The 24,461-nt window shown below is 44.0% G+C and carries 17 protein-coding genes; 2 read left to right on the top strand and 15 right to left on the bottom strand.

Annotated features, from left to right (window positions below; genetic code table 11):
• Nucleotides 1-166: 166 nt before the first annotated feature.
• The 4 genes from mukB to cmoM are packed head-to-tail and all read right to left on the bottom strand — an operon-like array spanning nt 167 to nt 7,428.
• Entirely contained in the window at nt 167-4,624 is a 4,458-nt protein-coding gene (gene mukB / locus AACS92_RS07220) for a chromosome partition protein MukB (protein ID WP_099110709.1), read from the bottom strand.
• Nucleotides 4,621-5,343, bottom strand: a complete 723-nt coding sequence (gene mukE, locus AACS92_RS07215) for a chromosome partition protein MukE (RefSeq protein WP_099110708.1) — start codon at nt 5,341-5,343, stop codon at nt 4,621-4,623. The genes mukB and mukE overlap by 4 nt, the downstream gene beginning before the upstream one ends.
• Entirely contained in the window at nt 5,324-6,646 is a 1,323-nt protein-coding gene (gene mukF / locus AACS92_RS07210) for a chromosome partition protein MukF (protein ID WP_099110707.1), read from the bottom strand. The genes mukE and mukF overlap by 20 nt, the downstream gene beginning before the upstream one ends.
• A complete protein-coding gene (cmoM, locus tag AACS92_RS07205) occupies nt 6,643-7,428 on the bottom strand; it encodes a tRNA uridine 5-oxyacetic acid(34) methyltransferase CmoM (RefSeq protein WP_099110706.1) in 786 nt (261 codons plus the stop codon). Before cmoM ends, mukF begins: the two co-directional genes overlap by 4 nt.
• Nucleotides 7,429-7,742: 314 nt before the next feature.
• Here cmoM and elyC point away from each other — a divergent pair, with 314 nt between their 5' ends.
• On the top strand, nt 7,743-8,549 hold the full coding sequence (gene elyC, locus AACS92_RS07200) for an envelope biogenesis factor ElyC (protein WP_099110705.1): 807 nt from the start codon (nt 7,743-7,745) through the stop codon (nt 8,547-8,549).
• Between the two features lie 86 nt (nt 8,550-8,635).
• Here elyC and kdsB read toward each other — a convergent pair whose 3' ends face one another.
• From kdsB to ansB, 11 genes are all read right to left on the bottom strand, one after another.
• Nucleotides 8,636-9,382 carry a 3-deoxy-manno-octulosonate cytidylyltransferase gene (gene kdsB, locus AACS92_RS07195; protein WP_099110704.1) on the bottom strand — a complete coding sequence of 249 codons (747 nt, stop codon included), beginning with the start codon at nt 9,380-9,382 and terminating at the stop codon, nt 8,636-8,638.
• Nucleotides 9,383-9,385: 3 nt separating this feature from the next.
• Nucleotides 9,386-9,565, bottom strand: a complete 180-nt coding sequence (locus AACS92_RS07190) for a Trm112 family protein (protein ID WP_099110703.1) — start codon at nt 9,563-9,565, stop codon at nt 9,386-9,388.
• A gap of 169 nt (nt 9,566-9,734) precedes the next feature.
• Nucleotides 9,735-10,733, bottom strand: a complete 999-nt coding sequence (gene lpxK / locus AACS92_RS07185) for a tetraacyldisaccharide 4'-kinase (RefSeq protein ID WP_099110702.1) — start codon at nt 10,731-10,733, stop codon at nt 9,735-9,737.
• Nucleotides 10,730-12,478, bottom strand: coding sequence for a lipid A ABC transporter ATP-binding protein/permease MsbA (gene msbA / locus AACS92_RS07180; protein WP_099110701.1), 1,749 nt, complete (start codon nt 12,476-12,478; stop codon nt 10,730-10,732). Before msbA ends, lpxK begins: the two co-directional genes overlap by 4 nt.
• Nucleotides 12,479-12,513: 35 nt before the next feature.
• Entirely contained in the window at nt 12,514-14,898 is a 2,385-nt protein-coding gene (locus AACS92_RS07175) for a ComEC family protein (RefSeq protein WP_241537970.1), read from the bottom strand.
• A 202-nt stretch (nt 14,899-15,100) separates the two neighbouring features.
• A complete protein-coding gene (gene ihfB / locus AACS92_RS07170) occupies nt 15,101-15,391 on the bottom strand; it encodes an integration host factor subunit beta (protein WP_099110700.1) in 291 nt (96 codons plus the stop codon).
• Nucleotides 15,392-15,465: 74 nt separating this feature from the next.
• The gene (rpsA, locus tag AACS92_RS07165) at nt 15,466-17,139 is read right to left on the bottom strand and encodes a 30S ribosomal protein S1 (protein ID WP_099110699.1); all 1,674 of its coding nucleotides are present in this window, start codon (nt 17,137-17,139) and stop codon (nt 15,466-15,468) included.
• Nucleotides 17,140-17,334: 195 nt separating this feature from the next.
• Nucleotides 17,335-18,021 (bottom strand): (d)CMP kinase, encoded by a 687-nt coding sequence (gene cmk, locus AACS92_RS07160; protein ID WP_099110698.1) that lies wholly within the window; start codon nt 18,019-18,021, stop codon nt 17,335-17,337.
• Nucleotides 18,022-18,200: 179 nt separating this feature from the next.
• Complete coding sequence (aroA, locus tag AACS92_RS07155) at nt 18,201-19,496, bottom strand: 3-phosphoshikimate 1-carboxyvinyltransferase (protein ID WP_099110697.1); 1,296 nt, start codon at nt 19,494-19,496, stop codon at nt 18,201-18,203.
• A gap of 100 nt (nt 19,497-19,596) precedes the next feature.
• Nucleotides 19,597-20,685: a 3-phosphoserine/phosphohydroxythreonine transaminase gene (serC, locus tag AACS92_RS07150; protein WP_099110696.1), complete on the bottom strand. Its 1,089-nt coding sequence runs from the start codon at nt 20,683-20,685 to the stop codon at nt 19,597-19,599.
• Nucleotides 20,686-21,440: 755 nt separating this feature from the next.
• Nucleotides 21,441-22,484 carry an L-asparaginase 2 gene (gene ansB, locus AACS92_RS07145; protein WP_099110731.1) on the bottom strand — a complete coding sequence of 348 codons (1,044 nt, stop codon included), beginning with the start codon at nt 22,482-22,484 and terminating at the stop codon, nt 21,441-21,443.
• A 149-nt stretch (nt 22,485-22,633) separates the two neighbouring features.
• On the opposite strand from ansB, the gene ycaO reads away from it, so the two are divergent.
• The gene (gene ycaO, locus AACS92_RS07140; RefSeq protein ID WP_099110695.1) at nt 22,634-24,394 is read left to right on the top strand and encodes a 30S ribosomal protein S12 methylthiotransferase accessory factor YcaO; all 1,761 of its coding nucleotides are present in this window, start codon (nt 22,634-22,636) and stop codon (nt 24,392-24,394) included.
• The last annotated feature ends 67 nt before the right edge of the window (nt 24,395-24,461 follow it).

Raw genomic sequence — 24,461 nt, 5'->3', positions numbered from 1 at the left:
CTTCTTCTCATCCTGATCACAATGGGAGGGAATGATAAGCACTCTTATTTCAAGAAAATGAGATTTAATGCACATATTTCAAAACGTGATTATTATCTTCATAAATTAAAAAGCCGTCATATAATCAATGACGGCTTTAACTTACTCACTCAGAGAGAAATTATTTTCAGAATATCGCCTGAGCCTGTTCCTGCCGCTGTTCAATAGCCGGAGTTTCCTGCCCAAAGCCACGTAAACCAACAACATGCACATGTTCCTGATTATTAAAGATCTTACGTACTAATTTATACGTAGTTCCTTTCTCCGGACTGATATTTTCCGGTGCGGCAATAATCAGCTGCATCTGTAAGCGTTCACATAATTCAAACAGTGTGGCGATAGATTTCGCATCCAGACGCGCTGCTTCATCAAGGAATAGCAAACGACATGGGGAAATATCTTTGCCACGCAGACGACGGGATTCCTCTTCCCAGCTCTGCACTACCATAACCAGAATCGACATCCCTGTACCAATGGCCTCACCCGTGGAAAGCGCTCCACTTTCCGCTTTTAGCCAGCCATCTGAGCCACGGTTCACCTCAACGTCTAATTCAAGGTAATTACGATAATCCAGTAATTCTTCACCAATTGTCTGAGGTAAACGCTGCCCCATATCAATTTGTGGATTTAAGCGCTGATAAAGTTTGGCCATTGCTTCTGAGAAGGTCAAACGCTGGCTATTAAACAGATCCTGATGTTGTTCCTGTTGTTCAGACAACACATCCAGTAAAACAGCGTGGCTTTCACGTATATTCACATTCAGGCGCACACCGCCTACCTGACCGAAGGAGACCATTTGTAATCCCTGATTCAGCATTCTGATACGGTTCTGCTCACGCTGAATAGTCTTACGGATGATATTAGCCACACTCTTAGAACTGATCGCCAGTTTTTGCTCACGTGCCGTTAACTCTTCGGTTAAACGCGCAAGTTCGATTTCCATCTGCTCAATCGCATCAACCGGATCATCAGTACGGATAATATCCTGACGGATCCGCTCACGCAGATGCTGATAAACAGCCACAAAGAACTGAATCTTACGCTCAGGACGTTTTGGATCTTCAGACAGACGCAACGCATCACGTAAATGTTCATTATCTGCTACGGCAAGACGCAGGGCACCCAGTGCTTTATCCGACATTGAACGTAGTGCATCAGCATCCATGTAAGCCAGTTCACGGCGATGAAGACGGCGTTCAACACCATTATCTTTCACCATCCGCATCACAGCACACCAACCTGCTTTAGAGGATACAACCTGCTCACGTTTCTGATAATAATCACGTTCTGATTTGCGCAGTTTCTTCTGGAGGTTTTCCATTTCCACCTCACAGAATGCGATCTGCTTCTCAAGCTGATTGACTCGGGAACGATTGGCCTGTACTGCGGCATGAAGCTGATCACGGCGTTCACGGGCACGATTTTCCGCATTAGCGTCAGCCTGAACACCGATATCTTTCATCTCCTGTTCTAGTTCTTTCAACATATCCTGCTTGGTGTCATAAGAACTCTTCAGGGAAGCCAGAACCTGACTAAACTGAGCACTTTGTGATTGCTGCTGACGAAGTTGCTCACGGGCACGGCTGCGGTCAGATTCTGCGTGTTCAAGACGCTGACGCAATTTATCGTTCAGGTCACTATTTTCACTGAGCATTCCGGCTGAATCGCTGTAACTGAAATGCACACGGCGCTGTACAACTTCAGTCAGGGCAAACGCCTGTTGTTTGGCTTTGATTTGACTGTGTTTCGCCATTTCATAATCCCGCTGCAATTGCTCATGCTGGCGAGGATCACTTTGTAAAACCGATACCATCGGTTCAAGTTTATTCAGGGTATTGCCATGCTGTTGCAGGAAACGAGCCGCATCCTGTGCTTCGCTCATTTCTTCACGTACAGCTTCCACCCGATCAGTCAGGGTTTCATCCAGCAAAATCGTAATTTGTGGGATCAACCGATTGAGTACAGACAGGCTCTCTTTTACCTGAACCAGTTTTTGTTGATTCTGTTGTGTGCGGGACTCAAATTGTGACAGTTCTCGCTCCAGCTCTGTTCTCCGATAGTTCAGAGTACGGATTTCCAATTCCGGATCGCTATCAAATGCCACCGATAAGTGTTTACCGACAAAACGGCTGAAGGCCTGATGTGCACGCTGGATTTTCTGCACATCAAATGAGAGTGTTGCATAACGCTCTGCCAGCGTATCACGCTCCAGACTGAGCGCTTCCAGACGATTTTCTCTTGCCGCTCGCCCGAACAAAGGGACTTCAGGATAGCGGGAATAACGCCACTGACGATCAGAGGATTTAACCAGAACAGCATTTTCCTGCTCTTCAAAATCAAACACACTATCATCAAACGATTGTGGATCTCCTTCGATCAGGTAGAGATCTTCCGGACAGTCCTCTAATGCTTCCAGATGTGGGCGTACCAATGAAAGATCCGGTACAACAATCGCATGACGTGCTGAGCCGTAGAGCGCAGAGAAATAAGGTGCATCATCAATGGTGATGTCGTCATAAATTTCTGACAACAAAACCCCACCGAAACGTTCCGCCAGAGCCAGCAAACGGCTGTCTTCCGCCCCACTTGGCTGGCTCAGCCGTTCAATCTGTTTTTCCAGTTCACGTTTCTGTGTCGAGACATTATCACGTTCAACAGTGATTTCACGTTCCTGCTCCAGCAATTGCTGCATATATTCCGTGACATCATTGCTGTTTTCAAAATTCTCACCGCTCTGCTCGCAAAGCTGGTCCAGTGTTTCCTGTGCTGCCAACCAGACTGGCGCACGGGTAGTCAGCGCCTGTATTTTCTGTTTAAGTTGTTCGAGTTCCTGACGCACCTGCATGCGAGATTCACCGCTTTCATTAGCAGTCAGGTTTAATTCTTCCAGCTGAGCTTCTAACTCACCCTGCAACATTTCCAAATCTTCTGGCTGATATTGCTGCTGATGACGCTTACAGAATTCTTCCAGCATGCGTTCTGCATTTTGCTGGCTGTTAAGACGCTGTTCCAGCTCAGCCAACTGAATACGTAGCGGTTGAACACGATCTGACAGATGGCGCTGAGATGACCATTCACGTAAAACTTCACGGGCACTGTGCCATGCTTCACTACGGCTGACCTCACCAACAATATTTTTCACCAACTGATAAGCCTGCTCAAACTGACTATGAGCAGCATCAGCCACACTGAGTTTTTGTTCCAGTGCTAACAGTGTTTCGGTTGCCTGTTGTTCTTTGGCCTGATAAGTTTCCTGCCATTCATCAGCATTCTCTGCCGATAACTCAGGAAGCTGACAAAGCTCACGAGCTCGCTCCAGCGCTTGCAGTGCCTGTTGATACTGAATAGCGCGGGTCTGCTGAACATCCAGTGCCTGCTGATAATCAGCAAGCTGGCTTTTTAATTCATCAACTTCCTGTTCTGCGGCCTCAGAAGCAACTTCATATTCCACCTGCATCTCTTTCGCTTCTTCAACGACTTCGGTCTGTTCTTCCAATCGATAAGTCAGCTCTTCGATATCAGCCTGATAACGATCAATTTTTTCCTGCTGACGCATGGCTGTCTGAACCAGATTCAAATGATCGCTGGCTGCCTGATAATCCATTTCCAGATCAGAGGATGCGCCATTTTGTTCTGTCAGTTCCCGCGCCATTTCTACATGGCGGTATTGTTCCGCCACTAACTGCCGCCGGCTGCCAAACAGTTCTCTGCGTAAAGCCAGCGCTTCATCCAGATGAATGCGACGTTCATTGGCATGGCGCATATAGTCAGCAGAAACATAAGCTGTCGCTTCGGTAATAAGGTGCTTAAACAGGTCACGGTCAGATTGAGTGACGCGGATAGCTTCCAGTGTGATACGGTTTTCACGCAGAGCGGCTTCCATATCCTGGAATGCTTTTCTGACTCCGCTATTTTCTGGTAATAGGTAGTCACGCAATGAACGTGTAATCGCGCTGGAAATACCACCATACAACGATGCTTCTATCAGGCGATAAAACTTGCTGCGATCACTGGCAGAACGTAAGCGTTTCGGGATCACCCCCAAATCAAACATCAGGGCATGGTAATCAGTGATGGAATTAAATTGTTTGAACTGAACACCATCCATTTCTTCGACGCGCTCTTTCAGTTCATTCAGTGGCAGAACCCGCGCCTGACGCTCGTTGATGTTTTCAGTCAATAGTTGTGTTGGCTGTATTGAAGCAGGGACACCCTGAATCATAAAGGGCTTGATATCAACTTTTCGATCTCGCCCTGCGATTTGTTGTAAACGTACACCAGCAATAATTCTCTGGTGGCGGGAATTGACCACGTCCAGCATAGAATAGCAGACACCTGCCCGCAGTTTACCGTGCAGGCCTTTATCACGGGAGCCACTGGTTGCACCTGCTTCCGTCGTATTACGGAAATGCAGTAGTGTTAAATCCGGAATTAATGCGGTGACAAATGCCGCCATCGTTGTGGATTTACCTGCGCCGTTACCGCCGGATAAAGTCGTTACCAGTTCATCAAGATCAAATGTTCTGGCAAAAAAACCGTTCCAGTTAACGAGTGTCAGTGAGCGAAATTTACCGCGTTCAATCATGACTGTTCATCCTCCGCACCTGCAGCTGAATCCGTTGGTGCTTCTTCGTGTTCATTACCTTCCTGCGATAAACTGCTCTCCACTGGCATTGCTTCTCCATCACGGATCATCCGTAACTGAGCTTCACGTGGATCATCACCGCTACGTACATCTGCACCGAAACGAAATACCGCTTCGGTAATCATAAATTTATTGCTGTCATTTTGTAGGAAATAGGCCATCCCCAAACGACGCAGGCGGTTCAAGGAAGTGCGTACTTTTTCCTGTAGTTTTTGTTTATCCAAATCTGAACCGGTTGAACGCTGATTCACCAATTTCATCAGTCTGTTTTCATCAGCCAGTGACAACAGCTCTTCATGCAGTTCCTGAAAAGTGAATATTCCCTGATTAGATAAGCGCTCCGGGCTGAGATAGAGGTAACACAGAATTTTACCCACCATCATGTCCAGCTCAGATAAAACAGAGCGGGAGATCAGCGTATTTGAACGCGGCCGCAGGTAGAAAAAACCTTCTGGTGCACGGATCAATTCGACGTTATAACGCGAGTAAAATGTTTCCAGCTCTTCCTGAAAATCCATCAGAAAAGCGTGATTATCAAGATCATCCATTCCAATATGACGCCCTGAACGAAGCTGGCTGTCTAATTCTGGGAAAAGTGTGTTGGATAATGCCTGAGCCAGTTTAACTGGCATAAATTGTTCAATATGTGTCGATGACATGTGCCTGCACCTTGGCTCCGTAATCATTAATCGCTAACCATTCCGCTGGCAACCCAGAGAAATCTGCTTCTGCAACGCCCAGTCGTACTGCCTGATCCACCAGAATACGTGCAACATCAAAATGACGTTTTTGTGGATATTTGGCAAGGTAATCACGCAATACAGCGCCCAAATCCAGAGGGAGTTTAGCCTGTTGGTAAATTGCCAGTGCCTGTTCTACCATTTCCGCCAGTTGCTCGTGAATTTCATTAAATTCTTCGTATTCCATTTCTGGTGGCAATTCACCCATGACTTCTTCACTGCGTAATGTCAGTTCTTCATCACGCATATCCAGCAGACGCTCTGCACTGGCAACATTCAGCACCCACGGGTTATCAAAGTAATTCTGGATAGATTGGCGGAGACGCTGGGCAAAAATGCGGTTCTTATCCATATCAATCGCTGTCCGGATGAACTTGTGGACATGTCGGTCGTAACCGATCCAGAGATCGATGGATTGCTGTCCCCAGCTAATAATGCGGTCAAGTTTATTTTGTAGATCAAAAACCAGCTTATCCACCAGTTCAGAACCGCCACTCATCATGTTGGCATCTTGGATCCGCAGCAGATTAGCCTGTAATTTATCGCCCGCTGCCTCCAGAGTATCCTGAAGCTCCCGCAGAGTTCCGGAGGTTTCGGACAATAATTGCTCACAATTTGCTATAGCAGCCTGCCAGTCCTGATTGAGCAAGGCTGCAATATCTGATTTTACACTGTCTTGCTGCTCATCCATGATGCGCTGTGACAGATCAATACTGTCAAAAATTTCAGCCACCGAATATTTAAGAGGAGCAAATACATTGCGATGCCAGTGAAATTCATCACCACCTTCTTCAGCCGCTTCGGCCGCACGATGTAGTTCATTGGCAACAATGGAAAGCTGCATAGAAAGACGCAACGTGGAAAATTCACGCTGACGGATATAATAGTCGCTAATACCAATGCCTAATGGGGTTAAACGATAGATAGCGCTACCATCCGCCAGTTCACTGGTAAAACGGTTAAGTAGCTTTTGCCTTACCATATCGTTAATTGCATTATTTGCCCTGACCGCCACGGCTTCTGAAGTCTGCTCAAAACCTTTACAAACTTCCCGGAAAGCATCAATCAGCTCTCCTTCGCTCATTTCGCCATCAAGACGTTCATTGTTCAGTACGGCAATTGCCATTAAAAAAGCCAACCGCTCCGGTGGCAACGAAATGGAAAAATCATTCTTTCTGGCCCAGGACACAAGTTCAGGAACAGTCTGGGAATATTCACTCATAATTCGCTCTTTAAGGTAGGCTTGCGTGCTGTCACATGAATATAGCGCCCAAGGCTAATATAAGGCTCTTGTCTACAATAACGCTGTTCAAGCTCAAGCAGCGCCGGAAAATCTGTATTTTGCAATTGGCGGCTTTGCAGGTAGTCGTGAAAGACCCTGACTCCGGTTTTACCCACTATTTCCATATTAAGTTCAGTGAGCCATTGATATACCTGTTCAGGTATTAATGGATTCTGTGGCGACAGGGAACGTTTCCGGCGACGCTGAATATTTGGCGTTGCTAAATGAAAATTACCCAGAATGGCATTGCGCATAACCAACCCATTAGCATTATAAAACATTAATGAGAGCGCACCACCGGGCGTAATAATATCACCCAATATTTCTATCACATCTTTTTGATCGGTGATCCATTCCAATACCGCATGGAATAGGATTAGATCAACAGGCTGAGTAATATGTTGATGAATATCCTGTACCGGGCTCTGAATAAACTGCATCTTCTGAAGAACTCCCCGCTCTTCAGCGTTACTTTTTGCCCGTTGGATCATTTCTTCGGAAAGGTCACATAATATAACCTGATGGCCTAATTCAGCGAGCTGACAGGCCATATTCCCTTCACCGCCCCCTGCATCCAAAATACGCAAAGATCGTTGAGGCAAATGATTCAGCAATTCTTCGATATCCTGCCAGACAACGGCTTGTCTGATTTTACCTTTGGTGGTGCCGTAAATATTACGCGAAAATTTGTCTGCAATATCATCGAAATTGCGATCCCGCATGAAAAAACGCCTCATTAATAAACTAAGCTTTATGTATCTATTGATGTATTTATAGGGTCTATTCAGTATATACACTTCGTCTTTCAAGTTGCCTCTTTGTTAGCTGCGCTCACTCACCCCGGTCACATAGTTATCTATGCTCCTGGAGATGAGCTCCCTTGCCGCCGCGATGCATCTTGAAATCCATTGTGTATAGATAGTGCCTAGTGCTATTTTTACTACCGTTATTCTGGCACAGTAATCGGTAAATTCACTACTTTTACCCTTGAATTTACCCCTGTGCGGTGATAATTCAATCAGATTAAGGCCAGTTGATGCTATTTCTGCTAAAAAAATACGTTGGTGCGCTATTAATGCCGCTCCCTTTAATCATTTTAATCGCTTTCGTCGCTTTATTCCTGCTGTGGTTTACCCGATGGCAAAAAACAGGGAAAACAATTCTTTCACTAAGCTGGCTTACCCTGCTTTTATTGAGTTTACAGCCTGTTGCAGATAACTTACTACTCCCTGTCGAAGGAAAATATACTCAACGTTACGAGCCAGATGCGATACACGCACCTGCGGTAAAATACATTGTTGTTCTTGGCGGCGGCTTCACTTATAACCCCAAATGGGCACCCAGTGCCAACCTTATCAGCAATAGCCTGCCCAGAGTAACCGAAGGTATTCGCTTATACCGCCTTAACCCCGGCGCTAAAATGATTTTTACCGGTGGTAAGGGGGTTAATTCAATCAGCAGTGCTGAAATCGCGGCTATGGTAGCACAATCACTGGGGGTTCCTGTAGCTGACACGATAGCATTAAAAAATCCGCTGGATACAGAGGAAGAAGCAGCCGAAGTCGAAAAGGTTATTGGCCAGCAACCTTTTATTCTGGTTACATCCGCAAACCATATGGCCCGTTCACTGAAATTCTTTGAACAACGTAGTATGCACCCTATTCCCGGCCCGGCAAATCAGCTAGCAGTCACAACGCCACTGTATAACTGGGAAAAATATATTCCGTCACCCCATTATTTTTCTCACACGGAGCGGGCATGGTATGAAACTCTGGGTAGTATCTGGCAGGCAATTAAACCTTCCGGTACAGATAAAAATGAAAAGAGTGAGAGTAGGAATTAATTATACGGGTTGTTGCTGAGTAGTCGGAAAAAATTAGGCGAACTTAATCGCCTAATTGCTATTACTCTGTTTTGTTATTTTTTGTATCAGGCCGCAAAAGTTTTTCTGACTGCTTCCAAATCTTCCGGTGTGTCGACCCCAGCTCCCGGAGCCTGTAATGCCTTCGCTACATGAATTTTTTCCCCATACCAAAGTACTCGTAATTGTTCGAGCATTTCGATATTTTCCAGTGGGCTGGGTTCCCACTGCACATAGCGGCGTATAAACCCGGCTCTGTATGCATAAATCCCAATATGACGCAGGAAATTATCCCCGATAGTCTCTTTGGAGTGCATAAAACGATCCCGCTCCCACGGAATAGTTGCACGAGAAAAATAGAGCGCATAACCCTGTGCATCCATAACCACTTTTACGGCATTCGGATTAAAGGCTTCTTCTGCATTCTGGATTTGAACAGCAAGTGTTGCCATACCGGCATCACTCCCCGCCAGATTATCAGCAACCTGTTTGATGATTTGCTCAGGAATAAGAGGCTCATCACCCTGAACATTGACAATAATCTCATCATCAGCGAATTGGTATTTATCAATAACCTCTGCCAGACGCTCTGTGCCTGAATGATGATTTTCACTGGTCATACAGGCTTCACCACCCGCAGCAGTGACTGCATCAAAAACAGCCTGATTATCTGTGGCTACAATCACGCGACTGGCACCGGAACGGATAGCACGCTCCATAACCCGCACAATCATCGGCTTACCATGAATATCAGCCAACGGCTTTCCGGGCAGGCGGGATGAAGCAAAACGTGCGGGGATAATGACTGTAAACATAAATTATTTCTTTTCCTCTGTTGGTAAAGCACGTGCTTCATGCTCCAGCAGCACAGGAATACCATCACGGAAAGGAAAAGCGAGACGGTCAATTTTACAAATCAGCTCAAAATTTTCTTTATCGTAGCTGAGTTTGCCATGACATACCGGACAAGCGATGATTTCGAGTAAACGGTGATCCATACATCCCCCAAATGACGGGTTTTTGAAGTTTAATGTGGCTCAGAATACCACAAGCGATGTATCACCGTTAACTCTGTTGTTTTATTTAATATTTGCCTGACGTTACGGCGTTACCGGCAATATTCTGAGCTTCATGAAATAAAAGACACAAATCCGAGAATAACTGCCGTTATGTTTTTCCCTTTATCGGCTGAGGGATTAAGCCACAAATTTCATCCAGAAACTTTTCCTCCTGAGCTTCCGGAAAGTAAGCTGATACCGGTAAATACCACCAATTATCCTGCGCAAACCGGCCACATTTGACAGCATCTTTTTCCGTCATCAGTAAATTCTGCCCAGTATTGGTTAAAGCTAATAGCTGTACCTTTTCATAAGCCTGATGATCAGCAAATGCATGTGTCGCCTGCAAATCTACGCCTAATTGCTGCAATGCAGCAAAAAAACGAGGTGGATGACCAATCCCCGCCATTGCAACTGCATTGGGAATACCGCTGATTTTTCGCTTTTCTCCGGTCAGGAGATTAACGGCCATTTCTCCTTTTAACGTCATCGGTAATTCACCAGTTTCTGCTGTTCCACCGTTAACGATAATGGTATTTACAGTATTTAATCGCCCTGAAAGCTCCCGCATCGGCCCTGCCGGTAACCAATAACCATTACCGAAACGGCGAGCACCATCAATCACAACGATTTCATAATCACGCCGCAAAGCATAATGTTGAAGGCCGTCATCTGTGATAACAATATCAAGGGAGGAATGCGCCAATAGTTTTTTGACTGCATCAATGCGTTTTGGCGCAACTGCAACTGGGGCACCTGTGCGGCGATGAATTAAAACCGGCTCATCACCTGCCTGACCAGTAGTTACCTCATCCGTTACCAGCAAAGGGTAATGTTCAGATTTCCCGCCATAACCACGGGAAACAACACCTACTCTATAACCTTTCTGCTGTAAATGTTCCACCAGCCAGATAACTACCGGTGTTTTTCCATTGCCTCCGGCAGTTAAATTACCGACGACGACAACAGGAACGGAGGCTTTCCATGAACGGAATAACCCTGACTTATAGCCCAGCTTACGTAAGCCACTCACCAGCCCATAAAGGGCTGATAGTGGTAATAACAGGATATAGAGCCATGAACGACCCGACCAAATGTGCTCAATCATAGGCCAAACTGCATTCGATGAAGCTGAGCATATGCACCATTTTTCTCCAACAGAACGGTATGATTGCCTCTCTCAATAATATTGCCATCTTCAATAACAATAATTTCATCAGCACTTTCAATAGTAGAAAGGCGGTGTGCAATTACCAGAGAAGTTCTGTTTTTCTGCAATTCATCCAGTGCAGCCTGAATCGCGCGTTCAGATTCCGTATCCAGTGCCGAAGTTGCCTCATCCAAAATCAAGATAGGAGAATCACGCAGTAAAGCACGGGCAATGGCAATACGCTGGCGTTGCCCACCAGAAAGCAGGACGCCATTCTCGCCAATCATAGTATCAAGGCCGTTATCCAGTTTCTTGATAAAGTCCATTGCGTAAGCCATTTCTGCCGCACGTTCAATTTCTTCACGACTGAACTGGCCTTCGCTGGCATAAGCTATGTTGTTAGCCACGGTATCATTGAACAAATGTACGTTTTGCGATACCAGCGCTATCTGATTACGTAAAGAAGATAATGTATACTCACGTAAATCATGACCATCCAGCGAAATACTTCCTTCACTGACGTCATAAAAACGGGTCAGAAGATTGGCAATTGTTGATTTACCCGAACCAGAACGCCCGACCAAAGCAATAGTTTTGCCTGCCGGAATTTCCATAGAAATATTTTTCAGCGCAGGATTATCTTTGGTTGGATAACAGAAAGTCACATCACGGAATTCAAGATCACCTTTCGCTTTTTTAATTTCACGCTTTCCGTCATCTTTTTCCTGCTCCATATCCAGAATAGTGAATAACGTCTGGCAGGCTGCCATACCACGCTGGAATTGTGCATTAACGTTAGTCAGTGATTTCAGCGGGCGCATTAAAGCAATCATGGATGAGAATACAACTGTAATTTTACCCGCAGTCAGTGCGCCCATAATTTCCGGAAAGCTGGCAGCGTACAGGATAAATGCCAGAGCAAATGAAGCGATAAGCTGGATAATAGGATCTGAAACCGAATCAGCGGAAACCATTTTCATCCCCTGCTGACGCATATGATTACTGACTTTATTAAAGCGCTGTGTTTCAACTTTCTGACCACCAAAGATTAAAACCTCTTTGTGGCCTTTCAGCATTTGTTCTGCGCTGGTTGTCACCATTCCCATACTGTTTTGCATATTTTTACTGATACGACGAAAACGTACAGAAACCAGACGAATAACTCCCGCAACAATCGGAGCAATAACAATCAGGATCAAAGACAGTTCCCAACTGTAATAAAACATCAGTGCAAAAAGGCCGATAATTGATGCCCCTTCCCTGACAACAGTCACCAGCGCACCGGAGGAGGAAGATGCAACCTGCTCTGAATCATAGGTAATACGGGAAAGTAGCGTCCCCGTAGATTGCTGGTCAAAAAAGGCGACTGGCATGCCCATCATATGGTTGAACAAACGACGGCGCATCTGCATCACAACTTTACCGGAAACCCAGGAAATACAATAACTTGATACAAACCCAGATATGCCACGCATAAGCATCAGCCCGATAACCACCAGTGGCATCCATTTCAATACACTCATGTCTGCCTTGCCAAATCCCTCATCAAGTAAAGGCTTTAACAAAGAAAGCATCAATGTATCACCGGCAGCATTTATAACTAGCGCAACCGCCGCAACTAACAATCCGGCCTTAAATGGTGTGATGATCGGCCATAGTCGGCGAAAGGTCTGCCAGGTAGAAAGGTCTTTATCATTCATTATTGAGTTACCAAAACCAAAAGAAATAGCGGCTTATTCTACTCATGATCACCGCGAATACCAAACCACTGATGATACCACTGTGACATTAACTGTTGTCGGTATCTTTCTAATTTAATGTGATCATGATAAACATAACCAGTAATCTGGCCTGAAACTGCTGTGCTATTCCATTGAATTCCTGAATTTTTATAGCGGTCCTTTACTTTTATTGAAGGTAGTTTCCAAGGACTATAGCGTGCCACTGAAGTTAAAGCATATTCAGGCCTGACTCTACGTATAAATGCCGCTGTAGAGGAAGTATTGCTCCCATGATGGGGAACCTGTAAGACAGTCGAATTAAGATTTTCCTTTTCAAGCCTGATCAACTGATATTCTGCCTGTTTCTCCAAATCACCTGTTAATAATAAACTATACTGTCCATCATCAATGCGGATAACACAAGATTGATTATTACCCACATTTTCTGCCTTTTCCGGTGGCCAGAGAACCCGAAAAGTTAATCCCTGCCATTCCCATTGTTCACCACGAACACAGGGTAAATGTTCTGATTTACTGGAAGGGCTGCGAATATGAATATCCGGATTTTTTTTATGCAGGTACTCCATTCCTCCCGTATGATCCAGATGATCATGACTCAGGATAATTTGTTCAGGCATTAGTTGATGCCAACGCAGGTAAGGCTGGATAACTTTTTCCGCCATACTCCCCGTCTCCCAGCGGTTTCCTGTATCGAATAAAATCGCCTTTCCTCCTTTATCAATAACAATAGCCAAACCATGACCAACATCCAACATGGAAAAACGCCATAGGTATCCATCATCACGCTTAAAATAACAGAACGTCATTCCGGCAAAAGCAAATAACAGCCCGATATATGATTTCCACCAGCCAAAACGCCAGATAACAACGGACATCCAGCCGGCAAAAGTGATGAAGAAAGGAATATGGCCTGTTTCAGTCCATGAATGAACAAACGCAGGCAAGGGCATTAAAGCAAACGAAATAGTGTAATCAACCCATTGCCAGAAAAATGGCTGAATAAACTGGCCAAAAGGTAATAAGACACTCAATAATATCAACATAATCAGCGGAACTGTCAGAAAAGAGATTATCGGGACAGCCCATAAATTCGCGATTAATGATGCAATATTGATCCCCTGAAATAGCAAGAGTTGTAACGGCATTAACATTAGCATCATTCCCGATTGCATATGTAATCCACGCAACCAGACCCAGCGCCATCCATAACGGACCCTTTCAGGCAAAGGCATCCAATGAAACCAGAATAACAGTGCTACAACTGCAAAGAATGAAAGCCAAAAACTGTCAGAGAGAATTGCCAGTGGGTCAAAAAGCAAAATCAGCGCAGCACTCCATAAAACCCACTGCCATGAAAAACAAAAATGATTCCTGCAACGTAAATAAATCCAGACTGTTAACCCTAACATTGCCCGGATAGCAGGAAGCCCCCAGCCGGAAAGCCATCCATATAACATTGCAGTTAGCCATCCGACAAGAAGCGGGAAACGAAATCCAACCCACGGTGCGGGAAGCAAGAACTGAATTCCTCTGGCAAAAGCCCAGCCAAATAAACTCGCTATCGCAACATGTAACCCTGAAATCGCCATCAAATGCGCAATTCCCGTTTGCTGTAACAATAATCGAGTTTGTTTCTCCAACCATGCTCTTTCACCAAATGTAAGTGCAAGAGCAATACCAGAATGTTTCAAAGAGTGTATTTCCGGGATCAGTTTATAGATTAATCTCTGCCTTACACTACAAGTATCATCCAATAAATTCGCTTTAGTAATTTTGCCATTAAGCGGCTGGCGGATTGATAGAGCATAACGTTGGCTATCATAACCTCCTTGATTTAATTGGGCATGAACAGCTCTGAGTTTCATTGTGACCAACCATTTTTGGCCTGCACAAAGTGGTTTGGGGAAATTTTGCGGTATTGAAGGGTCCCATAAAACTGAGGCATATAAAGCAGGAAAAATATATTTTCCATCACTCTCAATTAACCTAACCCTATAACGCGGCTTCTCATCTCTATCTGTTTCGCTTAATGACACGCTGTCAACCATAATAACTGCTGATCTTGTCACATCGCTAAAATAGGTTATTTGATTCAGAATTTGGTGACCATTCCAACATCCCCAAAGTAACCCCCATAATATCAGCGAAATAAGTCGGCCTAATTTATAAGAAATCAGCCATAAAACAATTGCGGCTACGGATAAGAGCAATATTTCTCGTGGTTGAGGCAATTCTGGAAGTAATAAAAGAGGGAACATTCCCAATACAACTGTTATAGCTGCTTGGTTTAGGCTGATAATAGATAATGGTTTTCTCCAGATAGAAAAGAGTGGAGAAAAAAGAAACTGAAGAGCCTGCTGCATCCGTATCTGTCCCTGCATTTAAATTCCATTTATGCGGAAAGGCTATTCGAAGATAAGCAATACGGCCAGTCAGATAAAGTTTATTTTGGAAACACTTCGCAAGTTAATTTCAAATGAAAAAACATACATTAAGAAGATGAGAGAGTAATCGCAAAAACAAAAAATAATAAAAAAGAACGGCACCCTAAGGTGCCGTAGCAATTAAGTAATAACTTTTATCTTAGCTGTCGCCATAGATATTCACGCGGTCGCGTAATTCTTTACCTGGTTTAAAGTGAGGAACGTATTTACCGTCCAATTCGACTTTATCACCTGTTTTTGGATTACGACCCACACGCGGAGCTCGGTAGTGAAGAGAAAAGCTGCCGAACCCGCGAACTTCAATACGTTCACCGGAGGCCAGAGTTTCTGCCATATGATCAAGCATTTCTTTCACTGCATCTTCAACGGCTTTAGCCGGCATATGAGATTGTTGCTCAGCAAGTCTTTCAATTAATTCAGACTTGGTCATGGTACCTCCCTAAACTACCGTGTTCGGGTAATATCATCGTAACCGAAAATATTACCCGCCGTTATTGACTTAGATTATTCGCCTTTAGCTGCTTTGAAAGCTTCAGCCATTGCGTTGTTAGCAAAGTTTGCGTCTTCTTGCTTGTTCACAGAAGCGATAGCGTCTTTTTCATCAGCTTCGTCTTTCGCACGAACAGACAGGTTGATTACGCGGTTTTTGCGATCAACACCAACGTATTTAGCTTCAACTGCATCGCCAACGTTCAGAACTTGAGTTGCATCTTCAACGCGGTCACGAGAAGCTTCTGATGCACGCAGGTAACCTTCAACACCGTCAGCTAATTCAACTGTAGCACCTTTTGCATCAACAGCAGTTACTTTACCGTTAACAATAGCACCTTTCTTGTTTACAGACAGGTAGTTATTGAATGGATCTTCTGCCAGTTGCTTAATGCCCAGAGAGATACGCTCACGCTCTGCATCTACTTGCAGAACTACAGCAGCAATTTCGTCGCCTTTTTTGTATTCACGAACTGCTTCTTCGCCTGCAACGTTCCAGGAGATGTCAGACAGGTGAACCAGACCGTCGATGCCGCCGTCCAGACCGATGAAGATACCGAAGTCAGTGATTGACTTGATTTTACCTTCAACACGATCATTTTTGTTGTGAGTTTCAGCAAATTGCTGCCAAGGGTTGGATTTACACTGTTTCAGACCCAGGGAGATACGACGACGTTCTTCATCGATATCCAGAACCATAACTTCCACAACATCACCAACGTTAACAACTTTGGATGGGTGGATGTTTTTGTTAGTCCAGTCCATTTCTGAAACGTGTACCAGACCTTCAACGCCTTCTTCGATTTCAACGAAGCAGCCGTAGTCAGTCAGATTAGTTACGCGACCAGTCAGTCGAGTACTTTCTGGGTAACGCTTAGCGATTGCTACCCATGGATCTTCACCCAGTTGTTTCAGACCCAGAGATACGCGAGTACGCTCACGGTCGAACTTCAGTACTTTAACTGTGATTTCATCGCCCACATTGACGATTTCGCTTGGGTGTTTAACACGCTTCCAAGCCATATCAGTAATGTGCAGCAGGCCATCAACGCCGCCCAGATCAACGAATGCACCGTAGTCAGTCAGGTTCTTAACGATACCTTTAACTTCCATGCCTTCTTGCAGGTTTTCCAGCAGCTGATCACGCTCTGCACTGTTTTCAGATTCGATAACAGCACGACGGGAAACAACTACGTTATTGCGTTTCTGATCCAGCTTGATGACTTTGAACTCAAGCTCTTTGCCTTCAAGGTGAGCAGTATCGCGAACTGGACGAACGTCAACCAGTGAACCTGGCAGGAACGCACGGATGCCGTTCAGTTCTACAGTGAAGCCGCCTTTTACTTTACCGTTGATAATACCAGTAACAGTTTCAGCTTCTTCGTATGCTTTTTCCAGCATCAGCCATGCTTCATGACGTTTCGCTTTTTCACGGGACAGGATAGTCTCACCGAAACCATCTTCTACCGCATCCAGAGCTACGTCGATTTCATCGCCAACCTGGATTTCCAGCTCGCCCTGAGCGTTTTTGAATTGCTCTACAGGAATCGCAGATTCTGATTTCAGGCCTGCGTCGACCAATACAACGTCTTTATCGATAGCAACTACAACACCACGTACGATTGCACCTGGGCGAGTTTCGATAGTCTGTAGGGATTCTTCAAAGAGTTGAGCAAAAGATTCTGTCATTTTAATGATCTTCAAGGTTTTAAATTAACGTCCATCTAGCATCCGGCCGAATGGGGTTGTTTTACATACCTCGCAACTATTCCCTGTTACAAGGTGTTTTAGTATGCCAGCATATTTCACTACTCACATACCAGAATTCTATATACATCGTCTTGATGTGCCGTTGCAATAGCATTATACGCGAAAATACGCAGACTAAACGGTTAATGCTAATGTATTTCTCGCATAATTCAGTGCCTTATCAATAACTTCTTCGATAGACATACTGGTTGAATCCAGTATTAAGGCATCCTGTGCAGGCACTAACGGCGCAACTGCCCGATTGCGATCGCGGAAATCCCGCTCCTGTATTTCGGACAAAAGGCTTTCAAAGTTAACACTAAAACCATTTTCCTGCAACTGTAACATGCGCCTGCGGGCACGTTCTTCCGCACTTGCGTCAAGAAAAATTTTCACAGGGGCGTCAGGAAAAACAACCGTTCCCATATCACGTCCGTCAGCAATCAGCCCCGGAAGAAGACGAAATGCCCTCTGTCGGCGAAGTAATGCTTCACGAACACGAGGAAATGTTGCTGTCTGTGAAGCGGTATTACCAACCGCTTCAGTGCGGATCTCATTGCTGACATCTTCACCTTCGAGAATAACCCTGAGCCTGCCGTTTGCAGGGACAAAGCGCACATCCAGATTTGCAGCCAGAGGAACCAGTGCATCTTCAGACTTGATATCCACCTGATGGTGAATAGCTGCCAGTGCCAGCACGCGATAAATGGCTCCTGAGTCAAGTAATTGCCAATTCAATGCCTCAGCCAGTGCCTGACATAGAGTTCCTTTGCCAGCACCACTCGGACCATCAACGGTTATTACCGGGGCTATTATCGTCATTCATTCTCCTCCTTTTTGCTTTGCATGGCGCTTGTCGGCTCTTTTCTACACAGAACATTTTCCTATACAGAAAACAGGTCACTCACCTAATGCAGAACACTGCTCAATAAGTGAGCAGCAGAAATATGAGCTTATTATACCTACTCGGAGAATGAGTGGAATAAATACATCATCATTAATCAACAATTTTCACTAGGAGTATCACTGATAGATTTAAGTTGCTTAAAATAATCGGGGAATGTCTTGGCTGTACAACCGGGATCAAGGATCGTCACAGGGGTATCTGAAAGAGCCACTAATGAAAAACACATTGCTACCCGGTGATCATTGTAGGTTTCAATTTCCGCATGGTTAAGTTTTGCTGGTGGAATAATGCGAATGTAATCATGCCCTTCTTCTACTTCAGCTCCCACTTTACGTAGTTCTGTTGCCATCGCATTAAGACGATCAGTCTCTTTTACCCGCCAGTTATAGATATTGCGGATAACGGTTTCACCTTTAGCAAACAATGCCGTTGTCGCGATAGTCATGGCCGCATCAGGAATGGCATTCATATCCATATCGATACCAGTCAGTGTGCCACGTTCACATTCTACAAAATCATCTTCCTTACGTATGATTGCGCCCATCTTTTCCAGAACATCGGCAAATTTTGTATCACCCTGTAAACTGTTTTTACCAATACCTGTAACACGCACGGTTCCGCCTTTAATTGCTGCGGCAGCAAGAAAATATGATGCAGAAGAAGCATCACCTTCAACCAGATAGTGCCCGGGAGACTGGTACTTCTGTTGCCCTTTGATCCGGAAAACCTGATAGTGATCGTTTTCTACAGTTACACCGAAACTGTTCATTAATGCCAGCGTAATATCAATGTATGGTTTAGAAACCAAATCTCCTTTGATATCAATTTCGCTATCATTTAATGCTAAAGGAGCGGCCATCAGTAATGCGGTCAGGAATTGACTGGAAACACTGCCATCAACAGTCATTTTTCCACCTGAGAAACCACCTCTGATTCGCACTGGTGGGTAATTTTCCTGTTCAAGATAGTCAATTTTTGCCCCAGCCTGACATAAAGCATCCACTAAATGACCAATCGGACGCTCTTTCATCCGTGGCTCACCGGTTAACACTACGTCATTATTTCCGAGACACAATGCAGCAGCCAGTGGACGCATCGCTGTTCCTGCATTTCCCAAAAACAGTTCCAGCCCATTTTTATCGGTTATTACTCCACCAATGCCATCAACCTCACAGGTAGTACGATCTTCAGACAACCGATAGGAAATACCCAGCGCTGTTAACGCATTGAGCATATGGCGAATATCATCACTGTCCAATAAATTGGTCAGGCATGTTGTTCCCTGAGCAAGAGCAGCAAGTAACAGCGCACGATTGGAAACACTTTTAGAGCCGGGTAAATTAATAGTTCCATGAATGTGAGAGATGGGTTGTAACGTCAGGGATTGCATAAACGGCAGGATCTCCGGTTGGTAATTCTTGTATTTTTAATTAGTTATCGATTTAAAAAACTCATATCGGGGGGATTCATCCCCCCGATAAAGAAAATCATTATGCATTGCGGCGTTCAAAATCAGCCATAAACTCAACCAATGCCAATACCCCTTCATGAGGCATCGCATTATAAATTGAAGCTCTGGCACCTCCGGCAACTTTGTGCCCTTTCAATGCATGCAAACCATGCGCATAGGCTTCTTCTAAAAACTTACCGTCGAGAGCAGGATTAGCTAACTGGAAAGGTATATTCATAATAGAGCGGTTTTGTGGCCCAACACCGTTGATATAAAAATCACTGTTATCAATCGCCTGATACAGAGATTTCGCTTTGGCATGATTGCGTTTCTTGATTTCTTGTAATCCACCCTGCTCTTTCAGCCACTTGAACACCATACCAGAGAGATACCATGCAAATGTTGGTGGTGTGTTATACATAGAATCGTTGTTCACCTGCACGGTGTAATCCAGAATGGATGGCGTGTGCTTATGGGCTTTACCCAATAAATCTTCACGAATAATAACGACGGTAATCCCAGCCGGACCGATGTTTTTCTGAGCGCCTGCATAAATAACCCCATAGCGGCTCACATCGATTGGTGCAGAAAGAATGGTTGAAGAGTAATCAGCAATAACAATTTTATCATCACCAAAATCAGGCTCTTCAAAAATAGCAATACCACCAATGGTTTCATTAGGGCAATAATGCACATAGGCCGCATCATTACTCAAATCCCATTCATTCATTGGCTTCACACTTTTAACGCCATCTGTTTCGGTAAGAATATTAATGACATTGGGTGTGCAATATTTTGCGGCTTCTTTAGCTGCACTTTCGGCCCAATAACCGCCAACGATATAGTCTGCTGACGTTTTATCACCAAGCAGATTTAATGGCAGAGCTGAAAACTGACCACGAGCACCACCATGACAGAACAGCACTTTGTAATTTTCAGGTATCGATAATAAATCCCGGAGATCTTTTTCTGCTTCAGACGCAACCGACATAAACTCTTTACTGCGATGACTGATTTCCATAACGGATGTTCCCAGTCCATGCCAGTTACAAAGTTCCTGCTCTGCACGACGTAATACTTCTGCTGGTAACATGGCTGGACCAGCACTGAAATTATATACCTGACTCATTAACTCCACCCTATCATTACGGATACAATAAAATCGGATGCATTGGTTTTATCACTCCCGCTCTACCTCTGCAATGGTTATTACTAGATTGTTACCAACCAGGGCATAATGGCTACCGGACAATACTGCTTATATATCCGTCGTCTTTCAGGTTGCCTCTTTGTTTGTTTCGCTCATTCACCCCTGCCTCCATTTTTATCAATATACCGTTATCTGTGCTCCAGGGGATTCTCTTCCTTGCCAAAGCAACACATCTTGAACACATTGTTTATAGTCAAAAATTCAGGAATTAAATAAAATACATTCAACTATTACGCCGAAACACTATTGTTCTGATTATATAAATCCAGCCTATTTAAATAAGAAAATTAGCATCAAATTATATGTAACACGAATTTAAATTAATCATAATAAAATACCAATTAAGTATATTCTTTTAATCTGAGATAATTAAAAAATAAACCACATATTTTATTAAGTTAAAATAGAACCTTTCTTTTTGGTTCTATGCCAATGAGAAGGAAATGTATTTAAAAAAACGAAAATAATAAATTTATACTTCCAATATTATAAAAAATTCAACATGTTAATAAGTTCACATATTCAATGTATTGTTTTTCATCTATAACATCTCTTTTGTAAAAAACATATATAGCCACAGTGGAAGTAAAATATCGATTAATGTCTTCCAATGAAGGACATTAAAAAAACAAAAAGACGCCTAAAAGCGCCTTTCTGTATATTTAATTCAGGAATTAATATTTAGAAAACATTTCCTGAATTTTTGCTGTGTCAGCAGTCTCAGTCAGAGCCAATTGCAGAAGAACACGAGCTTTCTGCGGGTTCAGGCGTTCTGATGCAACAAAACCGTATTTGCTGTCATTAACTTCAGCATTCTGAGTAGTGAAACCGAAAGGAATACGGCTGGAACGAACAACAACAACACCATCTTTAGCCGCCTGTGACAGAGAGTCCAGAATAGACTTATAGATGTTACCGTTACCAACACCAGCACTGATAATACCTTTATAACCATTCTCTACAAATGCTTTAACCGGCAGATCGGAAGCATTAGAGTAGTTATACACAATACCTACTTTTGGCAGTTCAGTCAGTTTGCTGACATCAAAAACAGCTTTATCTGATTTCACCGGTGCCGCAGAGTAGTAATTTACTTTACCGTTATGAATGAAGCCTTGTGGACCTGCATTCACTGCCTGGAAAGCCTGAACTTCAGTTGTGCTCAGTTTACCGATGTCACGTCCATGAATTACAGAATCATTCATAGCAAGTAAAACACCACGGTTTGCAGAGCCTTTATCTGACGCTACAACAACAGCATTATAGAGGTTCAATGGACCATCAGCACCCAGAGCCGTTGATGGACGCATTGCGCCAACCATTACGATAGGTTTATGACATTGAGTGGTCAGATCGAGGAAATAAGCAGTTTCTTCCATGGTGTCTGTACCGTGGGTGATGACAAAACCGTCAGTTTTATCACAATCTGCATTGATCTTTTTCGCCAGAGTCAGCCAAACCTGATCGTTCATGTCCTGGGAACCGATGCTAACAACCTGCTCACCTTTCAGATTAGCAATGTTTTTGATAGCAGGAACAGCATCCAGCAATGAATCAACACCAACTTGACCCGCAGTGTAGCTGGATTTAGTTGCAGATTCACCACCACCAGCGATTGTGCCACCCGTTGCCAGAACAGTAATGTTTGGCAATGCAAATGCAGAACCGCTGACTAAAGCCAAAAAGCTGGCTATTGCTGTTTTTTTAATACTTTTCATCATTCAACCTCTTGTAAAAAAAGCTATTCTAGTATGTATTGGGCAAATAAATAAACTCTAATTAACAATAATTTTTGGGAATTAAATAGAGGAGACAAAAAAAACGCCGTATGATATGTAACTCTTTACAGAAATCAAAGTGAATAATGATGACGCAGACCTACATTCCAGGCAAAGATGCCGCATTAGAAGACTCTATTAATAATTTCCAACAGAAACTGAGCGCACTGGGTTTCAATATTGAAGAAGCCTCATGGCTGAACCCTGTTCCTAATGTCTGGTCAGTACACATCCGCGATCGTGACTGCCCACTCTGTTTTACTAACGGCAAAGGAGCCAGTAAAAAAGCGGCATTGGCCTCTGCGTTAGGTGAATACTTTGAACGTCTATCAACTAACTATTTTTTCGCTGATTTTTATCTTGGTGAAGCCGTAGCTCAGGGCGATTTTGTTCATTACCCGAACGAAAAGTGGTTCCCTTTACCGGAAGATGATTCCCTGCCAGCAGGTATTCTGGACGAACATCTGCACCGTTTTTACAACCCGGATAATGAACTTTATGCCAGCCAGCTGGTTGATTTACAGTCCGGTAATGAAGAACGTGGGATCTGTGCCCTGCCTTTTACCCGTCAGTCTGATAATGAAACTGTCTATATCCCAATGAATATTGTTGGGAACCTGTATGTTTCAAATGGCATGTCAGCCGGTAATACCAAGAATGAAGCCCGTGTTCAGGGGCTGTCCGAGGTATTCGAACGTTATGTGAAAAACCGCATCATCGCAGAATGCATTAGCCTGCCTGAAATTCCGCAGACTATCATGGATCGCTATCCCGGCGTTGTAGCATCAGTCAATAAATTACAGGAAGAAGGCTTCCCGCTTTATTGCTACGATGCTTCTCTGGACGGTCAGTTCCCGGTTATCTGCGTTGTTCTGTTTAACCCGAATAACGGTACCTGTTTTGCTTCTTTTGGTGCTCACCCTGAATTTGGCGTTGCACTGGAGCGTACCGTCACTGAGCTTTTACAGGGCCGCAGCCTGAAAGATCTGGATGTCTTCACAGCACCTACTTTTGATGATGAAGAAGTTTCTGAGCACACTAACCTTGAAACCCATTTCATTGACTCAAGCGGAGCAATCAGCTGGGATCTGTTCAAACAGGATGCTGATTACGAATTTGCCGACTGGAATTTCAGTGGTACAACCGAAGAAGAATTTGCAACCCTGATGGGCATTTTCAATACTCTGAGTGCCGAAGTCTATATTGCTGACTATGAGCATCTTGGTGTTTATGCCTGCCGTATTCTGGTACCGGGGATGTCAGATATTTATCCGGTTGAAGATTTGCACATTGCTAATAATACGATGGGAACTCACCTGCGTGATACCATTCTGGCCTTACCGGATAGCCAGTGGCAGCCTGAAGAGTATCTGGCGTTTCTTGAGCAGATAGACGAAGAAGGGCTGGATGATTTTACCCGTGTTCGCGAATTGTTAGGGATCGCCTCAGGTAAAGACAATGGCTGGAGCAATTTAAGAATTGGTGAACTGAAATCTATGCTGGCGCTGGTTGGTAATGATCTGGAGCAAGCTCTGATCTGGGTTGAGTGGACACAAGATTTCAACTCTTCTGTCTTCACCGCCGAAAGAGCAAATTATTATCGCTGCCTACATACATTGCTGCTATTAACCCAGGAAGAAGATCGTAACCCAAGCCAGTATTATCAGGCATTTGTCAAAATGTATGGCCAGGATACAGTTGATGCCGCCTCTTCAGCTCTAACTGGTAAAAATTGTTTCCACGGGCTGTGGTCTGTCGATTCAGAATTAAAAGCATTACCAGCTCATCAGGCATTATTAAATGCTTATGAAAAACTACAAAAAGCTAAACGCACTTTTTGGTGTAAATAATCTGAAATATATAAACTGTTAAATTAATGCTTATTAATTAACAAAAGTAAAAATCAGGTTAAATTGA

It is taken from the genome of Xenorhabdus sp. KJ12.1 (assembly GCF_963876495.1).
Lineage (GTDB): Bacteria > Pseudomonadota > Gammaproteobacteria > Enterobacterales > Enterobacteriaceae > Xenorhabdus > Xenorhabdus stockiae.
Note: the sequence above shows the minus strand (reverse complement) of the source record. Positions and strands in the feature narration are given on the sequence as shown.

Excerpts from the sequence above, each read along its gene's own strand:
- serC (WP_099110696.1), bottom strand. The coding sequence starts at position 20,685 with ATGAGTCAGGTATATAATTTCAGTGCTGGTCCAGCCATGTTACCAGCA.
- mukB (WP_099110709.1), bottom strand. The coding sequence starts at position 4,624 with ATGATTGAACGCGGTAAATTTCGCTCACTGACACTCGTTAACTGGAAC.
- mukF (WP_099110707.1), bottom strand. The coding sequence starts at position 6,646 with ATGAGTGAATATTCCCAGACTGTTCCTGAACTTGTGTCCTGGGCCAGA.
- AACS92_RS07190 (WP_099110703.1), bottom strand. The coding sequence starts at position 9,565 with ATGGATCACCGTTTACTCGAAATCATCGCTTGTCCGGTATGTCATGGC.
- ihfB (WP_099110700.1), bottom strand. The coding sequence starts at position 15,391 with ATGACCAAGTCTGAATTAATTGAAAGACTTGCTGAGCAACAATCTCAT.
- ansB (WP_099110731.1), bottom strand. The coding sequence starts at position 22,484 with ATGAAAAGTATTAAAAAAACAGCAATAGCCAGCTTTTTGGCTTTAGTC.
- AACS92_RS07175 (WP_241537970.1), bottom strand. The coding sequence starts at position 14,898 with ATGCAGGGACAGATACGGATGCAGCAGGCTCTTCAGTTTCTTTTTTCT.
- rpsA (WP_099110699.1), bottom strand. The coding sequence starts at position 17,139 with ATGACAGAATCTTTTGCTCAACTCTTTGAAGAATCCCTACAGACTATC.
- ycaO (WP_099110695.1), top strand. The coding sequence starts at position 22,634 with ATGACGCAGACCTACATTCCAGGCAAAGATGCCGCATTAGAAGACTCT.
- mukE (WP_099110708.1), bottom strand. The coding sequence starts at position 5,343 with ATGTCATCGACACATATTGAACAATTTATGCCAGTTAAACTGGCTCAG.
- kdsB (WP_099110704.1), bottom strand. The coding sequence starts at position 9,382 with ATGTTTACAGTCATTATCCCCGCACGTTTTGCTTCATCCCGCCTGCCC.
- cmoM (WP_099110706.1), bottom strand. The coding sequence starts at position 7,428 with ATGCGGGATCGCAATTTCGATGATATTGCAGACAAATTTTCGCGTAAT.
- cmk (WP_099110698.1), bottom strand. The coding sequence starts at position 18,021 with ATGACGATAATAGCCCCGGTAATAACCGTTGATGGTCCGAGTGGTGCT.
- aroA (WP_099110697.1), bottom strand. The coding sequence starts at position 19,496 with ATGCAATCCCTGACGTTACAACCCATCTCTCACATTCATGGAACTATT.
- elyC (WP_099110705.1), top strand. The coding sequence starts at position 7,743 with ATGCTATTTCTGCTAAAAAAATACGTTGGTGCGCTATTAATGCCGCTC.
- lpxK (WP_099110702.1), bottom strand. The coding sequence starts at position 10,733 with ATGATTGAGCACATTTGGTCGGGTCGTTCATGGCTCTATATCCTGTTA.